The organism is Parahoeflea olei, from assembly GCF_001703635.1.
In the GTDB taxonomy this organism is placed as follows: domain Bacteria; phylum Pseudomonadota; class Alphaproteobacteria; order Rhizobiales; family Rhizobiaceae; genus Hoeflea; species Hoeflea olei.
In genome coordinates, this window is sequence record NZ_LQZT01000019.1 from 1 (window position 1) to 21,962 (window position 21,962).

Here is a 21,962-nt window from a genome sequence, read left to right on the forward strand (position 1 = left end):
CGATCATGCCGATGCCGGTTCTCTGCTTGCGATCCCCGAGATTGCAGCCGGGTTCTCGGAGAGTTCCGTGGTGGTGAACCGCATGGCATTGGCCATGGTCTGGCGGTGGATGAAGCGGGCCTTGGCGGCGTCGCCCTCGGTCAGGGGCCCGGCGTTCTGCGCGGTCACCTCGATGAAATAGCCCAGCATGTTGTTGTGCTTGATCTTGAGCGAGCGCACGCCGGTTTCCTCGGCATAGGAGAGCTGCAATCCGGCGATCACCCGGCGCGACTGGTCGCGCAGCGCCCGCAGCTCGTCGAGGTCTGCCGATGCGCCGGCGCGCACGAAGCCGCCGTCGCGCTTCATCAGCGGCAGCTCGTCGGCAAGCGTTGCCGAAAGCCTGGCGCCGATCTCGTCGGGAAGCGCTCCGAGTGCCGCGACCGCCGCCGACAGATGGGCCGGGGCCTCGCGGCCGGCAAACAGCGCGGCGATGTCGCGCGCCGCGGTCACCCCGGCCAGGATCGCGCCGAGATCGCGCGGTCCGCCGCGGTTGAGCGCCAGCCGCGACAGCGCGCGCGGCATGTCGGCCACGCCCTTGAGCCCGCGCCGCAAACTGTCGCTCAGGCCGGACTCGGCGATCAGGAAGGAAACGCCGTCGAGCCGGGCATTGATGGCGGCGGGATCGGTCAGCGGCGCCATCAGCCAGTCGGCCAGCTTGCGTCCGCCGCCGCCGGTCACGGTGCGGTCGATGGCCTTGATCAGGCTGCCGTGACGCTCGCCCGAAAGCGTGCGCACCAGCTCGAGATTGGCCCGGGTCGCCGGGTCGATGAACATCCGCGCGCCGTCGCTGTCGCGCGCCGGCCGGCCGAGCGGCGGGCGTTCGGCCAGCTGGGTCTTCTCGACATAGGCGATCGCCGCCGCCGCGGCCGCCAGTTCCGCGCGCGAAAAACTGCCGAAGCCGTCGAGCGATGCCACATCGAAGAACCTGGCAATGCGGCCTTCCGCCGTGGCGCTGTCGAACAGCACCGCCGGCTGCGGCGCCGCGATGCGGCCGATCTGGTCGATCAGCGGCCGCACCTCGGGATCGTGGAACACGTTGTCGGCCAGAATGAGCTCGCGCGGCTCGACCCGGGCGATATCGGCCAGAATCCGGGCGAGCCGGCTTTCGGTGACATGGAAGGCGCCGGTGGAAATATCGATCCAGGCGAGCCCGAACTGGGCCTCGCCCGCGCCCTTGACGCGCGCCAGCGCCATCAGGAAGTTCGATTGCGAGGGATCGAGCAGGCGCTCTTCGGTGAGCGTGCCCGGGGTCACCAGCCGCGTGACGTCGCGCCGGACCACGGATTTCGCGCCGCGCTTCTTGGCTTCCGCCGGATCTTCGGTCTGCTCGCACACCGCCACCCGGAAACCGAGCGCAATCAGCTTCTGCAGGTAGTCGTCGGCCGCATGCACCGGCACCCCGCACATCGGGATGTCCTGGCCCAGGTGCTGGCCGCGCTTGGTGAGCGTGATGCCGAGCGCGCGCGAAGCGTCGAGCGCATCCTCGAAGAACAGCTCGTAGAAATCGCCCATCCGGTAAAACAGCAGGGAATCCGGGTTGTTCGCCTTGATTTCGATGAACTGCTCCATCATCGGCGTGGCCGTCGCGCGGCTTTCCTCGGAGGCGAGCTGGGCCGTGGTCAGCGTGGCGGGAAGGTGCGAAGTCTCGGCGTTCAAGAGCGGCGTCCTGGCTTGGATATTTCAGGGGTTGCGGTGGCGCTGTCAGCCGATCGTCGGCTTTACAGGCGAATGCAACCACCCTAACGGTGGGACAAGCCCAAACACAACAGCTTCAAGGCGCCGTACACACGCTCGCCCACAGGGGATGACTGCTCATGCCAGGGACCGACCCGTCAGACCGCTCGTTTTCAGCCGTGACCGAACAGGAGGCGCTGGATTTCCATGCCGGCGCCCGGCCCGGCAAGCTCGAGATCACACCCACCAAGCCGATGGCGACGCAGCGCGATTTGTCGCTCGCCTATTCGCCGGGCGTCGCCGTTCCGGTCAAGGCGATCGCCGAGGATCCGAGCCGCGCCTTCGACTACACCGCGCGCGGCAACATGGTCGCCGTCATCTCCAACGGCACCGCGATCCTCGGGCTCGGCAATCTCGGCGCGCTCGCGTCCAAGCCGGTGATGGAGGGCAAGGCGGTTCTGTTCAAGCGCTTCGCCGACGTCGATTCGATCGATCTTGAGGTCTCCACCGAGGATGTCGACGAATTCGTCAACTGCGTGCGCTTCCTGGGCCCGAGCTTCGGTGGCATCAATCTCGAGGACATCAAGGCGCCCGACTGTTTCATCATCGAGCAGCGCCTGCGCGAGGTGATGGACATTCCGGTGTTCCACGACGACCAGCACGGCACCGCCATCATCGCGGTGGCGGGGCTGATCAACGCGCTGCACCTGACCGGCCGGGATCTCAAGACCACGAAGCTCGTCTGCAATGGCGCGGGGGCTGCGGCGATTGCCTGCATCGAGCTTCTGAAGGCGATGGGGTTCGAACCGTCGAATGTCACGCTGTGCGACACCAAGGGGGTGATCCACAAGGGCCGCACCGACGGCATGAACCAGTGGAAATCGGCCCATGCGATCGAGACCGAAGCGCGCACGCTCGCCGATGCCATCAAGGGCGCCGACGTCGTGCTCGGGCTCTCGGTCAAGGGCTCGCTGACCGACGAGATGATCCGCTCGATGGCCAAGAACCCGATCATCTTCGCCATGGCCAATCCCGACCCGGAGATCACGCCCGAGGACGTGGCGCGCCTCCGCGACGACGCGATCATGGCCACCGGCCGGTCGGACTACCCGAACCAGGTCAACAATGTGCTCGGCTTTCCCTATATCTTCCGCGGCGCGCTCGACGTGCGCGCCACCACCATCAATGACGCGATGAAGATCGCCGCCGCCAACGCGCTCGCCGATCTCGCCCGCGAGGACGTGCCCGACGATGTCGCTGCCGCCTATCAGGGGGTGCGGCCGCGCTTCGGCCCGCACTACATCATTCCTGTGCCGTTCGACCCGCGCCTGATCTCGGCCATCCCGGTCGCCGTCGCCAGGGCGGCGATGGATTCGGGCGTGGCGCAGCGGCCGATCCTCAATCTCGACGCCTATGCGCAGGAACTCTCCGCCCGGCGCGATCCGATCGCCTCGACCCTGCAGCGGCTCTATGAGCGGGTGCGCCGCCAGCCGCGGCGGGTGGTCTTTGCCGAGGGCGAGGAGGAGCAGGTCATGCGCGCCGCCGTGTCCTACGTCAACCAGCGGCTCGGCACCGCCTGCCTGATCGGGCGCGAGGAGCAGGTTAGGGAAACCGCACGGCTCGCGGGCATCGATCTCGATCGTCCCGGCATCGAACTCGTCAATGCGCGGGTGTCGGACCGGGTGGAGGCCTATACCGACTATCTCTACCAGCGACTGCAGCGCAAGGGCTTCCTGCATCGCGACTGCCTCCGGCTGATCAACACCGACCGCAACCACCTGGGCGCCTGCATGGTGGCGCTCGGCGACGCCGACGCCATGGTCACCGGCACCACGCGCAACTACTCCACCGCGCTCGAGGACATCCTGCGCTGCATCGACATGCGGCCGGGGCACCGCGCCATCGGCGTGTCGCTGGCGCTGTGCCGCGGGCGCACGGTGTTCGTGGCCGACACGGCGGTGATCGACATGCCGGATGCGGAGCAACTGGCCGATATCGCCGAGGAGGCCGCGGGGCTTGCGCGCAGGCTCGGCTACGAGCCCCGGGTGGCGATGCTCGCCTATTCCACCTTCGGCAACCCGACCGGCGAGCGCGCCGAACGGGTGCGAGAGGCGGTCAGGATCCTCGACAAGCGGCGGGTCGACTTCGAGTATGACGGCGAGATGGCGGCCGATGTGGCGCTCAGTGCGCGGGCGATGGAGCAGTATCCGTTCTGCCGCCTGTCGGGCACGGCCAATGTGCTGGTCATGCCCGCCGTCCACTCGGCCTCGATTTCCACCAAGATGCTCCAGGAACTGGGCGGCTCGACGGTGATCGGGCCGCTGCTGGTCGGGCTCAGCAAGTCGATCCAGATCGTCTCGATGGGCGCTAAGGATTCCGACATCGTCAACATGGCTGCGATCGCGGCCTATAATGCGGCGAACTGAGCGGAGGAATTCAGGCTGCGGGAGTTTGGTCGCGGCCGGTCGGAAAGGAAGGTGACGGATGGTGTCGATGTGGGACCGGAAATATGACCGCGCCGACTATGTCTATGGCACCGCGCCGAGCCGGTTTTTGCTGGAGCAGGCGCAATGGCTCACGCCGGGCCTCAGGGCGCTGTCGCTTGCCGACGGCGAGGGCCGCAATTCGGTGTTCCTGGCGCAGCAGGGTCTCGACGTCACGGCGGTGGACAGCTCGGGCGTGGCCCTCGCCAAGGCGCGCCGGCTGGCGGGCGCGCGGTCCGTCCCTGTCACGTTCATCCATGCCGATCTGCGCGAATGGGACTGGCAGCCGGAGAGCTACGATCTGGTCGTGGCGATCTTCATCCAGTTCGCCGAACCGGCATTGCGCGACCGGATCTTCAAGGGGATGCGGCGCACGCTCAAGCCCGGCGGGGTGCTGCTGCTGCACGGCTACACGCCGCGCCAGCTCGACTTCGGCACCGGCGGGCCGTCCGATGCCGCTCTGCTCTACACCGTGGAGATGCTGGCCGAAGCCTTCGACGGCATGGCGATCGAGCGGCTGGAGGCCTATGAGGCCGAGATCGACGAGGGCATTGGCCATTCCGGCCGCTCCGCGCTGATCGACCTGGTGGCGCGCAAGCCAGTCGGCTGACTGGGCCGGGTTTCGGACCTAGGTCTTCGCCGCAGCCGCCAGGTAGCGCTCGAAGGCCCTGAGCGTGACGTCGGAGACGTGGTGCTCCAGCCCCTCGGCGTCCATCTCCGCCGTTTCGGGGGGCACGCCCACGGCGATCAGCAGGTCGACGACGGTGCGGTGCCGGGCGCGCACGCGCTCGGCCAGCGCCGCGCCCTCTTCGGTCAGGAACACGCCGCGATAGGGGCGGGAGACCGCGAGCCCCTCGCGCTTGAGCCGGGCCACCGCCTTCGTCGCGGTGGGATGGGCCACGCCCATGCGCCCGGCGATGTCGGTGATCCGCGCTTCGCCCATCTCCTCGATCAGGTCGCCGATCATCTCGGCATAGTCCTCGAGCACGGCCATGGCCTGGGCCGCGCGGGCCTGATGGAAGCGTTCCGGCCGGGAGGCCGGAAGGTCCGTGTCATCGGCAGTGTCTGTCATGCGCCAACCGGTTCCGCGGGCCCTTGGCGGCCCGTCATTTGAAAGCTCGGCCACAGATTACAGACACGGCTACACTTTGAAAACCCGCTGCAGAATGCCGCCTGCGCCCAAGAGGAATATCGATCTGCAAACTGACGCCCGTTGACAAAAATGTAGCCTCGGCTTTAATTCTGTGCTTGCGCTCCACGGAGACCGGTGGAGCCGCGGTTTCAGGGATCATGGATGAGTTCGAAGGCCACGGCGCGAACACGCACGGCGATTGCCGAAGTCCTGGCGGGCAAGGCCAGCCGCCGGCGTAGCGCCTGGCTGTTCGCTGGGCCGGCCATCGTCGCTTCTGTCGCCTATATGGATCCGGGCAACTACGCCACCAACATCCAGGCGGGCGCGGGCTATGGCTATGCGCTGCTGTGGGTGGTCCTGGTCGCCAATCTGATCGCGATGCTGTTCCAGGCACTGTCGGCCCGGCTCGGCATCGTCACCGGCCGCAACCTGGCTGAACTGTGCCGGATGCATTTCCCCAAGCCGCTGGTGTGGCTGATGTGGGCCATCAGCGAGGTCGCCGCGATGGCCACCGACCTCGCCGAATTCCTGGGCGGCGCCATCGGCCTGGCGCTCTTGTTCGGGATGCCGCTGATGAGCGGCATGGTGGTCACGGCGCTCGTCACCTACGGCATCCTGCTGTTCGAGGCGCGCGGCTTTCGCACCATGGAGCTGATCATCGGCGCGCTGGTCGGCATCATCGGGCTCAGCTATGTCATCGAGATCTTCATCGCGCCGATCGCCTGGGGCGAGGCCGCCCATGGCGTGATCTCTCCGGGACTGCCCGACATCGACGCGCTGACGATCACCGTGGGCATCATCGGCGCCACCGTCATGCCGCATGCGATCTACCTGCATTCGGGGCTGACGCAGAACCGCGTGGTGATCCCCGACCAGGCGGCGCGGCGCAAGGTGCTGAAATACTCGAATATCGAGGTGGTGCTCGCGCTGGCGACCGCGGGGCTCGTCAACATGGCGATGGTGATGATGGCGGCCAGCGCCTTCCATTCCGGCCACTCCGAAGTGGCCGAAATCGAGACCGCCTACCACATGCTCACGCCGCTGCTCGGCAGTGCGGCGGCCGGCGTGTTCCTGGTTTCGCTGATCGCCTCGGGCGTTTCGAGCTCGGTGGTCGGCACCATGGCCGGGCAGATGATTATGCAGGGCTTCACCACCTGGCGCCTGCCGGTGTGGCTGCGCCGGCTGGTGACGATGATCCCGGCCTTTGCCGTGGTGGCCTTCGGGGTCAATGCCACCAGCGCGCTGGTGATGAGCCAGGTGGTGCTGAGCATCGCCCTGCCGGTGCCGATGCTGGCCCTGATCGTGTTCGCCGGTCGCTCCGACATCATGGGCGCGTTCCGGATCGGGCCGGTGCTGCAGGCTCTGGCGATCCTCGGCGCGACCGTGGTTCTGGCGCTCAACGCCGTGCTGCTGGCTCAGGTGTTCGGCGTGCCGCTGCCGGCCATGGGCCCGGGCTGAAGTCGCGACAGCGACCAATCCGGACCGCCCGCATGCCGCGGCCGGCCCGGAAGCCCGGGATATCAGGCGGCGAAGCGCGAGGCGTCGGCGCCGTAATGGTTGATGTAGCGGCCGTTGATCTGCTTGACCGGCAGCACCACCAGCACATCGGTGGTGCGGAATTCCGGATCGACCACGGCCTCGCCCGAAACCAGTGCGCCGACCCTGAGATAGCCCTTGATCAGCGGCGGCATCGCCGCGATCGCCGCGCGCGGGTTGATCGCCTCGACCGGCATCATGTCGGTCGACACGCCGCGCCCGGCAATGGCCTCGACCCCCCATTCGGCTTTGGCCGCGGCCGCGTGGTTCAGGAACGACAGCGCCAGCGCGTGGGCATAGGGCTGGTCGCCCGGAAACGAGGCGCAGCCGAACATCACGTCGATGCCGTGGGCGAGCGCATAGGCCCAGTTGCCCTGCCACAGCGCTTCCAACGTGCGGCGGGTGCGGTAGGCCCTGAGCACGCAGGACCGGCCGAGTTCGACGAAGCGCTTGTCGGGGTTGCGCCCGACCAGATCCATCACGTTGAATTCGCTTTGCGAGTAGAACCCGTCATGGCGGGACGCCACCTCCTGCCGGAGCAGCCGGTAGGTGCCGACGATCTGGTCCTCGCTGTCGCCCTCAAGCGCGGTGTCGAGCACCACCAGGTGATCGCAGTAGCGATCGACGGTGTCGTAGTCGCGCTTCTGCAGCATCGCTTCGGGCGGCAGCCGCGCGCCCATTTCCTCGACGAAGACGCGGTAGCGCAGCGCCTGCGCCGCCTCGACCTCGCTCAGCGTGGCGGCGAGCCTGACTTCGAGCGATCCGATCCGCCCCAGCACCGGATGGGTGGGCTGGAATTGCGCGACCGGCGCGAGAAAGGGCTTGGACAAGGACCGTTGCACGTGGGTTTCCATGGGCGTTCTCCCGCTTGGTGATGGCGGGGTTCAACCATGATTCTGCGACATCCGAGTGACATTTGCCATCCCGGTTGTGGTCATTTCGAGGTATTTGCGTGTTTTCTTGCGGCGCCCGGCAGAGCGGGCTGCCCGATGTGCCGCGTCGGGCGCCGCGCCGGGCCTCAGCCCGCCGCGCGGGGGCGCTTGCCGGCGGTGACGGCGGCAAGCTGCAGGAGCCACTCCGGATCGACCGGCTTTTCGGCGTGGCCGTCGGCGCCGGCGGCCAAAAGGTCGTCGCGGGTCGAGGCCTGCCCGTCAGCCGACAGCACGATCACCGGCAGCCGCGTGAGATGTCCCGCCGCTTCTTCCGCGCGGATCTTGACGATGGCGCTGCGGCCGTCGAGTTCGGGCATCGACAGGTCGGTGATGACCAGGTCGTAGCTTGCGGTTCCGCCCGGACGCTCCATCGCCTCGCGCACCAGGTCGCGGCCGTTGTCGACCACGGTGACGCGGTGGCCCTGGCGGGCGAGCGTCGTGCGCACCACCAGCGCGTTGACCGGGTCGTCCTCGGCCAGCAGGATGTCGAGCGTGGGCATCGACGAGGGCCGGTCGAGCACCGGTGCGCGCCGCTTCGCGCTCAGCCGGTCGCGGTCGTCGCGGTCGTCGCGGCGCGCCAGCACGTTGACGAGCGACTGCCGGCGCACGGGCCGGACCAGCCAGGCATCCGCGCCCGGCCCGGCATGGCTCGACAGGTCGCGGCTGTCCTCGGGCGCGATGACGATGGTGCGGGCGATGCCGGCGGGAAACTCGCTCGGCGCCGCCGCCAGCAGCGCCTCGGCGCGGTCGGCCATGCGCCGGTCGATGATGATGTCGGTCACGGGCGTGCCCGAGCGGTAGAGCCGCATCAGCGCCGTCATCAGGCTGTCGGCATCCTCCGCCGTCTCGGCGATCCCGCCCATGTCCCGGATCGTCCACATCAGGGCGGTCGAAACCGGCCCGCGCGGCGCGATCACCAGCGCCGTATGCTCGGCCAGAGGTCCGCGCACCGGCGCGCCGGCCTCGGGTGCCGCGAGCTCCGGCACCGGCACGGAGAACTGGAAGCGGCTGCCCTGGCCGGGCGTGGAGGTGACGTCGATCGTGCCGCCGAGTGCGGTGACGATGCGCGAGGAAATCGAAAGCCCGAGGCCTGCCCCGCCATGCTTGCGGGTGGGGCCGTTGTCGGCGCGCTCGAACTCGTCGAAGATCCGCAGCCGGTCGGCCTCCTTGAGGCCGGGGCCGGTATCGGAGACGATGAACACCAGTTCGCCGTTCTCGCGGCCGACTTCCACCAGCACGCCGCCGGTCTCTGTGAACTTGATCGCATTGCCGACCAGATTGAACAGCACCTGCCTCAGACGGCCGATGTCGGAGGTGATCCGCGAAGGCGCCTCGGGCGCGATATGGGCCGCGATCTCGATGCCCTTCTCATGGGCGCGGGAGGCCATCAGCTCGCAGACGCCGTTGACCAGGTCATCGAGCGCGCCTTCCTCGTGGCGCAGATGCAGCCGCCCGGCCTCGATCGAGGTCACGTCGAGCAGGTCCTCGATCAATGACAGCAGCGACAGGCCGGATTCGCGCGCGGTCTTGAGATAGCTTGCCTGCTCGGGCGTGGTCTCGGTCTGCTCGAGCAGATGGGTCATGCCGAGAATGCCGTTGAGCGGCGTGCGGATTTCGTGGCTGACGGTGGCGAGGAAGCGGGACTTGGCGTGGTTGGCGGCCTCCGCGCGTTCGCGCGCCTCGACCAGTTCCGCCTCCGCCGCGCGCACCGCGGTCACGTTGCGGCCGATGCATTCGATGAAGAGCTCTCCCGAGGACGGATCGCGGGAGGTGGCTTCGTGCCAGGTCCAGATGGTGCTGTGCGCACCCTCGCCGAGGACCAGTTCGCGCGCGCCGGTTTCGGCGATCTCCACGGGCGTGATGCCGGCCATCGCCAGGGTCAGGCCAACCGGGTTGTCGCATCCGGTCACGCGGCGGAAGGTTTCGTTGGCATAGACGATGCGGCCGTCGAGATTGCAGGCGGCGACCATGTCGCCCAGCGCATCGAACACGGTGGCGACCTGCCCGGAAAACTCGCCCAGCTCCCAGCTGCGGTCGATGTCGCGCTCCGCCTGGGCGGCCTTGCGGGCCATGACGCGGGCGGGGTGATCCCCGCCGGACCGCCTGATCGCCCTGGCAAGCAGCGGCGAGGCGGCATAGACCGCGAGCCCGGACAGCGAGGCAAGCAGCAGTGCCGGGGCGTCCAGGGCCAGCGACAGCGCCGTCGCGGCCATGGCGGCCGAGACCGCGAACAGCGGCCGCGAGGCGGACGCCGCTTCGGCATCGACGGCATCGAAAGCGCCGGGTCGGCCGTCCGCGGCGGGAGACCGGACCGCCGGAATAGGCTCGGGCGCCGCCTTGCCGCTGTCGGCGGGCAAGGGGGCGGGTCGGCTCAGGGCCTGCTGCAGAGTTTCCTGGAGGCGTCGCGGTTCTGTGCTCATGGGACCGTCAGTACCACGGCCCCGGTAAGCAAAGATTTTGCCGAATGGATCGAATTTTATCGATCAGGAAATTGCCTGTTTCATATTGACCACCACGCGGCCGCGGATCTTGCCGTCGATGATCGCATGCGCGCTCTCGACGATGCCGTCGAAACCGACCTCGTGCGCCAGCGCGTCGAGCTTGTCCGGGTCGAGATCCTTGACGAGCCGCGACCAGGCTTCCTCGCGCAGCTGAAGCGGCGCCATCACCGAATCGATGCCCAGGAGCGACACGCCGCGCAGGATGAACGGGGCCACCGAGGCCGGCAGGTCCATGCCCTGCGCGAGCCCGCAGGCCGTGACCGCGCCGCCATAGGAGGTCATCGCCAGCACATTGGCGAGCGTGTGGCTGCCGACCGCATCGACGCCGCCGGCCCAGCGCTCCTTGCCGAGCGGCTTGCCCGGGCCCGAAAGCTCGTCGCGGTGGATGATGTCCGAGGCGCCGAGACCCTTGAGGAAGTCCGCTTCCTCGGGGCGGCCGGTGGAGGCGACCACCTCGTAGCCGAGCTTGGCGAGCACTGCGATCGCCACCGTGCCGACGCCGCCATTGGCGCCGGTCACCACCACGGGACCGCGCGCCGGCGTGATGCCGTGGCGTTCGAGCGCCATCACCGACAGCATCGCCGTGTAGCCGGCGGTGCCGATCGCCATCGCCCGGCGGCCGTCCATGCCCTCGGGCATGGCGATCAGCCAGTCGCTCTTGAGCCGGGCATAGGCCGCGTAGGCGCCGGTATGCACCTCGCCCACGCCGAAGCCGTTGAGCAGCACCTTGTCGCCCGGCTTGAAGCGCGGGGACTGGGAGCTGACCACCGTGCCGGCGCAGTCGATGCCCGGCACCATCGGCCAGCGCCGCACCACCGGTCCCTTGCCGGTGATCGCCAGCCCGTCCTTGTAGTTGACGGTGGTCCATTCGACTTCGACGACCACGTCGCCTTCCATCAGATCGTCAAGGCCGAGTTCGGTCACATTGACCGACATCGCCTTGGTGTCGTCGCGGGTGAGCAGAATGCCCTTGAAACGCTCTTGCATGGAAGCTCCTCATCTCTGTGTGGTCGGAGACTGGCCTGCCGCGGCCCCGAATTCAAGGCCGGGTTGCCCCGCGGCACGCCTCATTTTCCGCTTTTGCGGTCCTTCAGCATGATCAGCAGCTCGTCGAGCACGATCAGCGCCGCACCGATCGAGATGAAGCTGTCGGCCAGGTTGAAGACCGCAAAGGACCAGGTTTGCGTGTGAAACAGGATGTAATCGACCACATGGCCGTAGACCGCCCGGTCGATCAGGTTGCCGAGCGCGCCGCCGATGATCAGGGCATAGCCGAGATGGGCGATGATCCTGTTCCCGGGCGTGCGCCACCACAGATAGGCCACGAACACGATCACCACCGTGGTCAGCACGATCAGCCCGGTATCGGGCAGGCCCTTGAGCAGCGAGAAGGCGATGCCCTCGTTCCAGGTTCGGTACAGCGCGAGCATCGGCATGACCGGCACGATCTCGTGAAACGGCAGATGCGTTTCGACCAGCCATTTGATCGCCTGGTCGAGGCCGACGGCGGCGGCGACCAGCGCGAACATCGGCAGGAGCCGGCGCAGCGGCGCCCGGGGACTGCCGGTCCCGGTTTCGGCTTCGGTCCCGCTCACGGCGCCGCCTCTCCGAGGGCCAGCACATGCCGCCGCGCCTCGTACAGCATCACGCCGGTGGCGATCGCCAGATTGAGCGAATCCGCGCGGCCCGACTGGGGGATGCGCGCGAGCTTGCCGCAGGCGCCGGCGAGCGCATCGGTGAGCCCCGCCTGTTCGTTGCCCATCAGCAGCACCACCGGGCGCTGCCCATAGTCGATGGTGCGGTAGTCGACGCTGCCCTTGAGGTGGCTTCCGACCACGAGCGAACCCGCCTTCTGCGCCCAGGCTATGAAGGCAGCCTCGCTTGCGCGCACCAGCGGCACGGCGAAGATCGAGCCCATGGTGGCGCGCACGGCTTCGGTCGAGAACGGATCGACCGTGTCGCCGATCAGGATCACGCCGGCGGCGCCCGCGGCGTCGGCGGTGCGGATCACGGTGCCGAGATTGCCGGGATCGCGCACCCGGTCGAGCGCCACCCAGGTCGCGTCCGGTTTGAGCGCGATCGTTTCGAGCGTCGAGACACGCTGTTCGAACACGGCGATCACGGCCTGCGGATTGTCGCGCCGGGTAATCGCGGTGAGCACCTTGTCGCTGACCTCGAGCACCAGCCCGCCGCGGGCGACCGTGAGCGCGGCGATCTTTTCCACCTGCGGCTTGCCGCGCTGGCCCTTGGCGTAGATCAGCGTGCGGATCGCCCAGCCGAGGTCGAGGGCATCGATCACCAGCTTGAGTCCTTCGGCCAGAAAGGTCCGGGTCTCGTCGCGGTGCTTCTTCATCGACAGCGCGCGGATGTCCTTGATCACCGGATTGGAGAGGCTGGTGATCTCCTTGACCTGGCCCACCCGGCCGGTCGATTGGGTCTGCTGTTCGGTCATTGTGGCACCCAGCGGGCAAACAGCGAGGTCGACAGCGCCCGGCAGTCTCCGGGCTCCGCCTTGCCGCTCTCGCGGATGATGAGTTCGCCCGATTCCACCCGTCCGCCGGCACCGCGCATGGTCTCGCGCATCAGCTCGTGGATCGCGTAGAACGAGGCCCGGATCGAATAGGCCGTCAGCACCAGCCCGACCGGCTTCGGGCTCAACAATTCGCGGCAGATGTCGAGCATCAGCGGCAGGTGATCGAACAGCTGCCAGACCTCGCCATTGGGCCCGCGGCCGAATTTTGGCGGGTCGGTCAGGATGATGTCGTAGCGGTTGCCGCGCCGCTCCTCGCGGGCGATGAATTTCATCGCGTCCTCGCAGATCCAGCGGATCGGCCTGTCGTCGAGCCGCGCCAGCGCCTGGTTCTCGCGCGCCCAGCCGATCGCCTTCTTGGAGGCATCGACATGGGTGACCTCGGCGCCGGCCTTGGCGGCCACCAGCGAGGCGACGCCGGTATAGCCGAACAGGTTGAGCACCTTGAGCGGGCGTTTCGCCTCGGCGATGCGGTCGGCCATCCAGGACCAGTGGGCGATCTGTTCGGGGAACACGCCGACATGGCGGAACGAGGTCAGCCGGCCGTGGAAATCGACATCGAGCAGCCGCATCGGCCAGGTTTCCCCGAGCGGCGTCTTCGGGAAGGCCCAGCGGCCGATGCCGTCCTCGTCGGTGTCACCGGTGAACACCGCATCGGCCCGGTCCCAGACGCCATCGGGCAGGCCGCGCGCCCAGAGCGCCTGCGCCTCCGGACGGACGATGCGCAAGGCGCCATATTGCTCGAGCTTCTCGCCCTGGCCCGATGCGTTCATGCCGGTGTCGAGAAGCTGGTAGCCCTCGGTTTCGCGGGTTTCGAGAATGACCGGCACGGTCTGCGCCGGAAGCGCGCCGCTGCGCTGCGTGATCGGCCGGATCGGCGCCTGCTGCCGCGCCGCCACGGCGGCGCCACGGGGGCTGGACGCCGCCGGATGCGCTGCCGGTTGCTGGGGGGCAGGCTTGCTTCGCGTCTGAGAGTCAAAAGCCCGTGACTTCGCCGGCCGCGCATCCCGGGCCTTGGCCTTGCTCTTCGGCTGACCGCCGGGTCGGGACTGGTGGGAGCGCTTGTCCGCCAAGGTGGAAGAATCCTGGTCAATCTGGTGCCGACCGGCCCCGTTCAGGGCATCGGGCCGGCGATTTCATCGTTGTGTGGACATAGCAACCGGATATCCACTTGGCAAAGCCGATTTCGCTCCGCATAAATTAACGGAGGCTCAGGGAGGAGACATCACAGTGGAAATGAACGGCGAAGAACGTATCGCGGCGCCACGCCAGCTGGTCTGGGAGGCGCTCAACGATCCCGAGGTGCTCAAGGAATGCATCCCGGGCTGCCAGGAACTCGAGAAGACCTCCGATACGGACATGTCTGCGGTCGTCAAGGTCAAGATCGGGCCGGTTTCGGCCACCTTCAACGGCGAGGTGATGCTTGAGAACATCAATGCGCCGGAAAGCTATACCATCACCGGCGAGGGCAAGGGCGGCATTGCCGGCTTCGCCAAGGGCGGCGCCGACGTCCGGCTTGCCGAGGACGGCGCGGAAACCGTGCTGAGCTACGATGTGAAGGCCCAGGTCGGCGGCAAGCTCGCCCAGCTCGGCTCGCGCCTGATCGATTCGACCTCGAAGAAGCTCGCCGGCCAGTTTTTTGCCAAGTTCAACGAGGTCGTGAGCGGGAAGGCGGGTGGCGGCGGGGAAGCCACCGGGTAGGGCGTGTCGCGGCCCATCCCTGCCGGCGACCGGCTCAATGCTCGGTCTCGCACAGGCTGTGGTCGGCAAGCGTCTCGATCACCGCGCAATCGGCGATGGTGTGGGCGTCGCAGGCGGAGATGCGCTCGAGTTCGCGCTCCAGGCGCTGCAGGCGGCTGATGCGCCTTTGCACGTCCGCGAGCCGCCGCGCGGCCATCTGGTGCGCATCGTTGCACGGCTGCTCGGGATGCGCGCTCAAATCCAGAAGCTCCCGGATCTCATCGATGGAAAAGCCCAGTTCCCGCGAATGGCGAATGAAGGACAGCCGCTTGAGCCCGTCTTTCGAATAGCGTCTCTGGTTGCCCTCGGTCCGGTCCGGCGCAGCGATCAGCCCCATCTGCTCGTAGTAACGGATGGTGGGAATCTTCACGCCCGTGCGCCGGGACAACTCGCCGATGGAAAACATGCAGCTCACCTCTTGAAGCTATAGTCGCTAGAGAGATTATATTTCGTGCGGATCAACATGCAAGGATGTCGCCATGACCCACGAAACCACTGTCTCCGTCTCCTCAGCACCGGCCTGCTCGGCCGGGACCAGCGCCTGTGGCTGCTCCGGCAATCCCAGGTTCGATGGCGTGGACCCCGCCTACAAGCGCGTGCTGTGGGCGGTGATCGTGATCAATGCGGCGATGTTCTTCGTCGAGATGGCGGCCGGGCGGCTGGCGGGTTCACAGGCGCTGCAGGCCGATGCGCTCGATTTCCTGGGCGATGCCTTCACCTATGGCCTGAGCCTCGCTGTCATCGGCATGAGCCTCAGGGTGCGCTCCACGGCGGCGCTCTTCAAGGGGCTGAGCTTGCTAGGCATGGGGCTCTGGGTGTTCGGGTCGACCATCTACCAGGTCTTCGTGCTCGGTGTGCCGGAAGCGCAGATCATGGGCGGCATCGGGCTTCTGGCGCTCGCCGCCAACCTCGCCAGCGTGCTGTTGCTGCTGCGTTACAAGGATGGCGACGCCAATGTCCGTTCGGTGTGGCTGTGTTCGCGCAACGATGCCATCGGCAATGTCGCCGTCATGGGCGCGAGTGCCGCGGTCTGGTTCACCGCCTCGGCCTGGCCCGACCTGATCGTGGCGGCGCTGATGGCCGGCCTGTTCCTGCGCTCGGCGCAACTGATCCTGGTCCAGGCCTGGCACGAATTCCGCACGGCAGGCGGGCAGCACGATCCGGCCGACCATGGGCACGGGCATGCGCACTGACGCCGGAGGGAGCCTGCGGGATGCCCCGCTATGCGTGGCGGCAATTGCCGCCACCTTTCTCTGAGAGAAGCAAAGACCTCTGTCGCCAAAGCCGTGCGACGGTCGTGCCGGCAAGCTTGCCGGCACCGGAACGTGTCAGTCGGCCTTGTTCGGTCTCGCGCAGGCTTAGGCCGCCTGGCGCTGCTCGGGAGCGGGCAGGGTCGAGGCCAGTTCCTGTGCCTTGGCCTTTTCGCGGTCGGCTTCGGTCTGCCATTTGGCGGCTTCCTTGGCCTTGACGCGGACCTGCTTGCGATGTTTGCCCTGCTTGAGCCAGGTCGCCAGCGAGCCGATGATCATGCCGACGATCAGCGCCGTGAACACGAAGGCAAAGAACGGCAGGGTCAGCGACAGCACCGGATCGGCCGGATCGAAGGGGTTGAGCGCCAGCGTGACCGGCGTGCGGTTGGCCACCGACAGCATGATCAGGACCACACCCAGGGGGATGAAGATTACCAGTGCGATAATGCGTTTGATCATGGTCTATTCCAGTTTCCTTCAAGCGGCGGGCCCCGGCTCCGAGCCGGCCGGTCCCGCAGCGGTTACGCCGTCAGTCCTGACTGTCGGGATTGAGCCGCTCGCGCAGCTCCTTTCCGGTCTTGAAAAACGGCACCCATTTCTCCTCGACGAACACCGGTTCGCCGGTGCGCGGATTGCGGCCCGAGCGAGGAGGGCGGTTCTTGACGGAAAAGGCTCCGAAGCCGCGCAATTCGACGCGGTTTCCCGCCGACAGCGCGTCCGTGATCTCGTCGAGCACGGCATTGACGATGTTTTCGACATCGCGGTGATAAAGATGCGGGTTGCGTGCCGCAACCGCTTGAACCAGTTCCGATTTGATCATCTGGGTTGACCCCTCCTAGTCTCGCTCAGCATGTCGGTCAAACTGCCAAACAGACACCAGACCGTCAAGGAACAACTTGCCGCCGGCCAGCCGCTCGATCTCCTGCGACAGCGTCACCGGTGCCCCGACCACGCGCTCGACGAGGCTTGCCGCCCCGCGGCCGAACAACAGCCCCGTCCCCCGGCTTTCGCGCTGCCACTCGACCAGGTCCAGCGAGGCATCGACGTCGCGGCTCTTGAGATAGGCGCGGATCTCGGCCTCGCCGCCGACCGCGTCCACCAGGCCGTTGCCGACGGCCTGCCGCCCGGTGAAGACCGAGCCGTCGGCAAGCGCGAGCACCTCGGCCCTTTCCATGCCGCGGCCCTCGGCGACCAGGTCGACGAACCAGTCGTAGCTGTCGAGCACCATCGACCGGATCATCGCCTTGGATTCCTCGCTCGGGGCATGAAATGGCGAGGGTTCGGCCTTCATCGGCGAGGATTTGATCTCCTCGAGCGAGACCCCGACCTTGTCGAGCAACTCCTGTGCCTGCACATACTGGAACAGCACCCCGATCGATCCGACGATCGAGCTTTCGCCCGCGACGATGTGATCGGCCGAGGCGGCGATCATGTAGCCGGCCGAGGCCGCCATGGTGCGGATATCGGCGACGACCGGCTTGGCTTTGGCGGCGTCGCGCAGCGCCTTGTGGATTTTCTCGCCGCCATAGGTAGTGCCTCCGGGCGAGGACACCGAGATCACGATCGCCTTGGCGGCGGGCGCGGCCGCCGCTCCCTCGATCAGGCCGATCAGCTCCTCGTCATCGGTGATCACGCCGGTGATGTCGATGCGCGCTATATGGTCGCGCCCCTGTCCGGACCCGGTGAACCGCAGCGCCAACCCCGCCACCAGCGCGATCGTGACGAGCGCTGCGGTGATTCGCCAGAAGCTCAGCTTGCGCCGCATCCGGCGCCGGTCGGTGAGAAGGTCCGTGTTGGTCACGCGTGGGTCTCCGGTGGGGCAGGGGTGGGGCGGATGCGTTCATGTCAGGCAAGACGGCCCGGCCACGGGCCAGGCGCCAGGCCTTCGTCCAGGGTCGTCGGCCCGGACCGGCGCACGCAACAGGATGCCGGTGCCGCCGCAACCGGATCGCTTTGCTTTGCCAACGCGGCCGTTGCGTGGCAATTTGTATCAACTGCTTCGCAAAATCACCATATTGGGATGCGAAGCCCACCGCAACACCGAGCCGGCCCGGCGACGGGGCTCCGTCCGGCGCCTCAAACACCGGGGATCGCGCCCTTTGGGATCGCAGCAGCAGATGAGCGTATCGACCTTCGCGGAAGTTCCGGGCTCCGGCGCCTATGCCGGCCGGTCGCATGCCGAATACCGGCGTGCGGTGCGGCATTCGCGCCTGGTCCGGGTGCTGAAGATCCTGCTGCCGGTGCTGGCGGGGCTGATCGTGCTCGCCTTCGTCGCGGTCTCCTGGGTCGGCTCGCTCGGCCCGGAAGGCGTCGGCATCGAATCGGTGTCGCTGCGCGACGGCAAGATCGTGATGCAGAATCCGGTGATGAGCGGCCAGGCCTCGGACGCAAGGCCCTATACCATGCAGGCGGCGCGGGCGATCCAGGATCTCGACACCCCCGATGTCATCGTGCTCGAGGAGATCGTCGCCGACCTGCCGGTTGCGGACGGCGACAAGGCGGTGCTCAACGCCGCAAGCGGCATCTACAACCGGACCGCCGAGACGCTGGTGTTCGACAAGCCGTTTACCGTTTCCACCGAAGCCGGCATGCGGGCGGAGCTGAAATCGGCCGACATCGATATCGCCGCCGGCGAAATGCGCACCAGCGAGCCTGTTGCCGTCCGTTCCGGCGAGGCTTCGGTGGTTGCGCAATCCATGGAGATGCAGGATAAGGGCCGCGTCATCGTCTTCAAGGACAAGGTCCGGATGACAATCAACCCCTCGGCGCTGAAGTCGAAGGACGGAGTGACGAACTGATATGGCAAAACGCGCCTTGAGTTGCATCGGGACTGCCCTGTTGATGCTGGCCGCCACGCTGGCCTCGCCGGCCACGGACGCGCGCGCCCAGGACACCGAAAAACGCATTTCCGGTCTCGCGCTCTCCAATGACGAGCCGATCCAGATCGAAAGCGACCTGCTCAAGATCGACGAGGAAACCAGCAAGGCCACCTTCACCGGCAACGTCAAGGTGGTGCAGGGTGACACCCAGTTGCAGGCGGGCCGGATGATCGTCAACTACGACAAGAACGGCGGCTCGGTCTCCTCGGGCGCGGCCCAGATCCGCGAGATCGAGCTTTACGACAAGGTCTTCATCCGCGCCGACACCCAGACCGCCACGGCCGATGCCGGCAATTTCAACATGGTCAACGAGGTGCTCGTGCTCACCGGCGAGAAGGTCGTTCTCACCGATGCCGAGAATGTCTTCATCGGCTGCAAGCTCACCGTCGAGATGAAGAGCGGCCAGGCCAAGCTCGACAGCTGCGGCCGCCGGGTGATGATCCAGCTCGATCCGAAGTCGCGACCCAAGCAGTGATCCGGGGCCTGTTCTCATCCCTGGCGGGCAAGGACGAGCCTGCCGACCCGCCACGCGCCGCCGGCGAAGCCAACCGCTATGACGGCACGCTGATTGCCCGCAACCTGACCAAGACCTACAAGGCGCGGCGCGTGGTCGACGGCGTCTCGCTCGGCGTGCGCCGCGGCGAGGCGGTCGGCCTGCTCGGTCCCAACGGCGCCGGCAAGACCACCTGTTTCTACATGATCACCGGGCTGGTGCCGGTCGATGCCGGCACCATCGAGATCGACGGTCACGACGTCTCGACCCTGCCGATGTATCGCCGCGCGCGCCTCGGCGTTGGCTACCTGCCGCAGGAAGCGTCGATCTTCCGCGGGCTGAGCGTCGAGGCCAATATCCGGGCGGTGCTCGAGGTGGTGGAGAAGGATCGCGCCAGGCGCGAGGAGAAACTCGACAGCCTGCTCGAGGAGTTCCACATCTCGCATCTGCGCAAGTCGGCCTCGATCGCGCTGTCGGGCGGTGAACGGCGCCGCCTCGAGATCGCCCGGGCGCTCGCCTCCGACCCCACCTTCATGCTGCTCGACGAGCCGTTCGCCGGCGTCGATCCGATCGCGGTCGCCGACATCCAGGACCTGGTCCGGCATCTCACCCGTCGCGGCATCGGCGTGCTGATCACCGACCACAATGTGCGCGAGACGCTGGGCCTGATCGACCGCGCCTATATCATGAATGCGGGCGTGCTGCTCACCCATGGCCGCCCCACCGACATCGTCGCCAATGCCGATGTCCGCCGGCTCTATCTCGGCGAGCAGTTCTCCCTCTGACGCGCCCGCCTCGGCGCAATCGGCATGGATCAGGGTGGGCCGGCCACGGGCCGCGTGTTATCCCGCTGTGGCCAGATCCGTGCCGTGCCGCCGAAAACCGCACGAAACTGCCCGCTTCCGGGCGGATTTGCCCCGGGACGCGCCGTTTTTACCGTGATCTCACCCGGCACTTGACCGGAAGGAAGAAAAAAGCAATTTTTGGGCCAGATAGAGCCTTTGCGTGCCGTCCGGTGCGCGGAGCGGGGCAAGCGGCGGGGGCCGTGCCCGTTCTCGTGGGGCTCGCGCGGGGAGTAGTGCGTAACCATGGCGTTATCTGCCGGACTTCAATTGCGTCAAAATCAGTCGCTGGTGATGACGCCGCAGCTGATGCAGTCGATCCGGCTGCTGCAGTTCAGCCATGTCGAGCTCACCCGCTTCATCGAACAGGAAGTCGAGCGCAATCCGCTGCTCGAACTGGTCACGCCCGAATCCGAGGCGGCCGAGGCCGGCGCTGAGGCGATGACGGCCGCGGGCGAGCCGCAGGCGCAGGCCGCCGACCGGCCCGCGGACCCCTCCGACGACGGCGTCTGGAGCGCCTCCGCCGAAACCGCGGGCGAGCGCATGAGCGACGAGATCGACGGCCGCTACGAAAACGTCTTTCCCGATGATCACGGCAGCGAGCGGGTCGAGGCGCCCGAATTCCTCGACAACTGGAAATCCATGCCCGGCAGCGACGGCGGCCGCGCCGGCGAGGGCTATGATCTCGACGATTTCGCCGCCCGCGCGCCGACCCTGCGCGAGCATGTCGCCGAGCAGATCGCCTTCGCCTTCGCCGATCCCGCCGAACGCCTGATCGCCACCGAACTTGCCGACCAGCTCGATGCCGCCGGCTATATCGTCGGCGACCTGTCGGAAACGGTCGAGCGTCTGGGCGCGGAGGCGGAGCGGGTCGAGGCCGTGCTCAAGCGCCTCCAGGAGTTCGAGCCGGCCGGCATCTTCGCGCGCTCGCTCTCCGAATGCCTGGCGCTGCAGCTTGCGCGCAAGGACCGGCTCGATCCGGCGATGGCGGCGCTGGTGGGCAATCTCGAACTGCTGGCGCGGCGCGATTTCGCCACGCTCACGCGGCTGTGCGGTGTCGACGAGGAGGACCTGCTCGAAATGATGAGCGAGATCCGCGCGCTCGATCCCAAGCCCGGCACCCGGTTCGAGACCGGGTCGAGCGAGATGATCGTGCCGGATGTTTCAGTCAGGCCCGCCGCCGACGGTGGCTGGGCGGTCGAGCTCAATCCCGACACGCTGCCGCGGGTGCTCGTCAACCAGACCTATTTCGCGACCGTCAGCGGCAAGATGGACAAGAATGCCGCCGGGCAGGAGTTCCTGAGCGAATGCCTGCAGACCGCCAACTGGCTGGCGCGGTCGCTTGACCAGCGCGCCCGCACGATCATGAAGGTCGCCACCGAAATCGTCCGCCAGCAGGATGCGTTCCTGCTGCACGGGGTCGATCACCTGCGCCCGCTCAACCTCAAGGCGGTCGCCGAGGCGATCGGCATGCACGAATCCACCGTCAGCCGCGTGACCTCCAACAAATACATGATCACGCCGCGCGGCGTGTTCGAACTGAAATATTTCTTTACCGTCTCGATCGCCTCCGCCCAGGCCGGCGGGGATGCGCATTCGGCGGAATCGGTGCGTCACCGCATCCGCGTGCTGATCGACCAGGAACTGCCCGAAGCGGTGCTGTCCGACGACGATCTGGTGGACCTGCTCAAGCAGGCGGGAATCGAGATCGCCCGCCGCACGGTTGCCAAATACCGCGAGGCCATGGCGATTCCCTCCTCCGTCCAGCGTCGCCGCGAGAAGCGCGCGCGCGCCCGCGCCGCCGCCGGTTGAGCGGCGCGGCAAACGCTTGATATGGCGGCTGATTCTGGCAAGGATCGTGCCAAACTTGACAGTCCGGGGACATGGGCGTAGAAGCCGCACCGAACCGGAGAGAAGCAGGCATCCCGGCG

At 67.3% G+C, this 21,962-nt stretch carries 20 protein-coding genes and 1 pseudogene; 9 read left to right on the forward strand and 12 right to left on the reverse strand.

Going from position 1 to position 21,962, the window contains the following annotated elements; genetic code table 11:
• Window positions 1-27 precede the first annotated feature (27 nt).
• Window positions 28-1,695 (reverse strand): annotated as a pseudogene (gene mutS / locus AWJ14_RS12535) (DNA mismatch repair protein MutS); the annotation flags it as partial.
• Between the two features lie 158 nt (window positions 1,696-1,853).
• Between mutS and AWJ14_RS12540 the strand changes: the two are divergent.
• On the forward strand, window positions 1,854-4,139 hold the full coding sequence (locus AWJ14_RS12540; protein ID WP_066179506.1) for an NADP-dependent malic enzyme: 2,286 nt from the start codon (window positions 1,854-1,856) through the stop codon (window positions 4,137-4,139).
• A 58-nt stretch (window positions 4,140-4,197) separates the two neighbouring features.
• Window positions 4,198-4,806, forward strand: coding sequence for an SAM-dependent methyltransferase (locus AWJ14_RS12545; RefSeq protein ID WP_210183537.1), 609 nt, complete (start codon window positions 4,198-4,200; stop codon window positions 4,804-4,806).
• Between the two features lie 18 nt (window positions 4,807-4,824).
• On the opposite strand, the gene mntR is transcribed toward AWJ14_RS12545, so the two are convergent.
• A complete protein-coding gene (mntR, locus tag AWJ14_RS12550; protein ID WP_066179508.1) occupies window positions 4,825-5,268 on the reverse strand; it encodes a manganese-binding transcriptional regulator MntR in 444 nt (147 codons plus the stop codon).
• 222 nt (window positions 5,269-5,490) lie between these two features.
• Here mntR and AWJ14_RS12555 point away from each other — a divergent pair, with 222 nt between their 5' ends.
• On the forward strand, window positions 5,491-6,786 hold the full coding sequence (locus AWJ14_RS12555) for an Nramp family divalent metal transporter (protein WP_066179511.1): 1,296 nt from the start codon (window positions 5,491-5,493) through the stop codon (window positions 6,784-6,786).
• A gap of 62 nt (window positions 6,787-6,848) precedes the next feature.
• Here AWJ14_RS12555 and olsB read toward each other — a convergent pair whose 3' ends face one another.
• From olsB to AWJ14_RS12585, 6 genes are all read right to left on the reverse strand, one after another.
• Window positions 6,849-7,718: a l-ornithine N(alpha)-acyltransferase gene (olsB, locus tag AWJ14_RS12560; RefSeq protein WP_066179513.1), complete on the reverse strand. Its 870-nt coding sequence runs from the start codon at window positions 7,716-7,718 to the stop codon at window positions 6,849-6,851.
• Window positions 7,719-7,882: 164 nt separating this feature from the next.
• Window positions 7,883-10,216: an ATP-binding protein gene (locus AWJ14_RS12565; RefSeq protein ID WP_083220235.1), complete on the reverse strand. Its 2,334-nt coding sequence runs from the start codon at window positions 10,214-10,216 to the stop codon at window positions 7,883-7,885.
• Window positions 10,217-10,279: 63 nt separating this feature from the next.
• Window positions 10,280-11,284, reverse strand: a complete 1,005-nt coding sequence (gene acuI / locus AWJ14_RS12570; protein ID WP_066179515.1) for an acrylyl-CoA reductase (NADPH) — start codon at window positions 11,282-11,284, stop codon at window positions 10,280-10,282.
• Window positions 11,285-11,364: 80 nt separating this feature from the next.
• On the reverse strand, window positions 11,365-11,826 hold the full coding sequence (gene lspA / locus AWJ14_RS12575; RefSeq protein ID WP_083220237.1) for a signal peptidase II: 462 nt from the start codon (window positions 11,824-11,826) through the stop codon (window positions 11,365-11,367).
• A 62-nt stretch (window positions 11,827-11,888) separates the two neighbouring features.
• On the reverse strand, window positions 11,889-12,749 hold the full coding sequence (locus AWJ14_RS12580) for a TrmH family RNA methyltransferase (protein WP_066179520.1): 861 nt from the start codon (window positions 12,747-12,749) through the stop codon (window positions 11,889-11,891).
• A complete protein-coding gene (locus AWJ14_RS12585) occupies window positions 12,746-13,900 on the reverse strand; it encodes a class I SAM-dependent methyltransferase (protein ID WP_066179523.1) in 1,155 nt (384 codons plus the stop codon). The genes AWJ14_RS12580 and AWJ14_RS12585 overlap by 4 nt, the downstream gene beginning before the upstream one ends.
• Window positions 13,901-14,057: 157 nt before the next feature.
• Between AWJ14_RS12585 and AWJ14_RS12590 the strand changes: the two genes are divergently transcribed.
• The gene (locus AWJ14_RS12590; RefSeq protein ID WP_066179526.1) at window positions 14,058-14,528 is read left to right on the forward strand and encodes an SRPBCC family protein; all 471 of its coding nucleotides are present in this window, start codon (window positions 14,058-14,060) and stop codon (window positions 14,526-14,528) included.
• A gap of 34 nt (window positions 14,529-14,562) precedes the next feature.
• On the opposite strand, the gene AWJ14_RS12595 is transcribed toward AWJ14_RS12590, so the two are convergent.
• Window positions 14,563-14,973 (reverse strand): MerR family transcriptional regulator, encoded by a 411-nt coding sequence (locus AWJ14_RS12595; protein ID WP_066179529.1) that lies wholly within the window; start codon window positions 14,971-14,973, stop codon window positions 14,563-14,565.
• Window positions 14,974-15,046: 73 nt separating this feature from the next.
• On the opposite strand from AWJ14_RS12595, the gene AWJ14_RS12600 reads away from it, so the two are divergent.
• Window positions 15,047-15,760 (forward strand): cation efflux transmembrane domain-containing protein, encoded by a 714-nt coding sequence (locus AWJ14_RS12600; RefSeq protein ID WP_083220236.1) that lies wholly within the window; start codon window positions 15,047-15,049, stop codon window positions 15,758-15,760.
• A 165-nt stretch (window positions 15,761-15,925) separates the two neighbouring features.
• Here the strand turns inward: AWJ14_RS12600 and AWJ14_RS12605 are convergent, their stop codons facing one another.
• From AWJ14_RS12605 to sppA, 3 genes are all read right to left on the reverse strand, one after another.
• Window positions 15,926-16,276 carry a DUF1049 domain-containing protein gene (locus tag AWJ14_RS12605; RefSeq protein ID WP_066179535.1) on the reverse strand — a complete coding sequence of 117 codons (351 nt, stop codon included), beginning with the start codon at window positions 16,274-16,276 and terminating at the stop codon, window positions 15,926-15,928.
• A 70-nt stretch (window positions 16,277-16,346) separates the two neighbouring features.
• Window positions 16,347-16,637 carry an integration host factor subunit beta gene (locus AWJ14_RS12610; protein ID WP_066179538.1) on the reverse strand — a complete coding sequence of 97 codons (291 nt, stop codon included), beginning with the start codon at window positions 16,635-16,637 and terminating at the stop codon, window positions 16,347-16,349.
• Between the two features lie 15 nt (window positions 16,638-16,652).
• Window positions 16,653-17,582, reverse strand: coding sequence for a signal peptide peptidase SppA (gene sppA / locus AWJ14_RS12615; RefSeq protein WP_066179583.1), 930 nt, complete (start codon window positions 17,580-17,582; stop codon window positions 16,653-16,655).
• 352 nt (window positions 17,583-17,934) lie between these two features.
• Between sppA and lptC the strand changes: the two genes are divergently transcribed.
• The 4 genes from lptC (at window position 17,935) to rpoN (ending at window position 21,843) form a co-directional block, all read left to right on the forward strand.
• The gene (lptC, locus tag AWJ14_RS12620; protein ID WP_066179588.1) at window positions 17,935-18,615 is read left to right on the forward strand and encodes an LPS export ABC transporter periplasmic protein LptC; all 681 of its coding nucleotides are present in this window, start codon (window positions 17,935-17,937) and stop codon (window positions 18,613-18,615) included.
• Between the two features lies 1 nt (window position 18,616).
• On the forward strand, window positions 18,617-19,171 hold the full coding sequence (locus AWJ14_RS12625) for an LptA/OstA family protein (RefSeq protein WP_066179541.1): 555 nt from the start codon (window positions 18,617-18,619) through the stop codon (window positions 19,169-19,171).
• Window positions 19,172-19,191: 20 nt separating this feature from the next.
• The gene (gene lptB, locus AWJ14_RS12630) at window positions 19,192-19,974 is read left to right on the forward strand and encodes an LPS export ABC transporter ATP-binding protein (RefSeq protein WP_066179590.1); all 783 of its coding nucleotides are present in this window, start codon (window positions 19,192-19,194) and stop codon (window positions 19,972-19,974) included.
• A gap of 303 nt (window positions 19,975-20,277) precedes the next feature.
• The gene (gene rpoN, locus AWJ14_RS12635; protein WP_066179543.1) at window positions 20,278-21,843 is read left to right on the forward strand and encodes an RNA polymerase factor sigma-54; all 1,566 of its coding nucleotides are present in this window, start codon (window positions 20,278-20,280) and stop codon (window positions 21,841-21,843) included.
• Window positions 21,844-21,962: the final 119 nt, after the last annotated feature.